The organism is Staphylococcus sp. EG-SA-10 (assembly GCF_017151945.1).
Classification (GTDB): domain Bacteria; phylum Bacillota; class Bacilli; order Staphylococcales; family Staphylococcaceae; genus Staphylococcus; species Staphylococcus aureus.
Map to the genome: position 1 here is coordinate 1 of NZ_JACVZJ010000051.1, position 490 is coordinate 490.

1 protein-coding gene is annotated in these 490 nt (G+C 58.6%); it reads left to right on the forward strand.

The annotated features are described in order from the left end of the window. A partial coding sequence (locus IDG45_RS13720) for a fumarylacetoacetate hydrolase family protein (RefSeq protein WP_206171649.1) occupies positions 1 to 401 on the forward strand: 401 nt, incomplete at its 5' end. Between the last annotated feature and the right edge of the window lie 89 nt (positions 402 to 490).

A 490-nucleotide genomic window follows, 5' to 3' on the forward strand; every position in this document is an offset into this window, starting at 1 on the left:
GCTATACCGTGTGCAACGACTACGCGATCCGCGACTATCTGGAAAACTACTATCGGCCGAACCTGCGGGTGAAAAGCCGCGACACCCTGACGCCGATCGGCCCGTGGATCGTCGGCAAAGAGGCGATCCCGGATCCGCATAATCTGGCGCTGCGCACCTGGGTCAACGGCGAGCTGCGCCAGCAGGGCACCACCGCCGATCTGATCTTCAGCATCCCGTTTCTCATCGCTTACTTAAGCGAATTTATGACCCTGCAACCGGGCGACATGATCGCCACCGGCACGCCGAAGGGGCTGTCCGACGTGGTGCCAGGCGACGAGGTGATCGTTGAAGTCGAGGGCGTGGGCCGCCTGGTCAACCATATCATCAGCCAGCAAGCGTATGAGGAGACACTGTCATGAAAAAAATTAACCATTGGATCAACGGTAAAAACGTTGCCGGCGCAGACTATTTTCATACCACCAACCCGGCCACCGGCGAGGTACTGGCT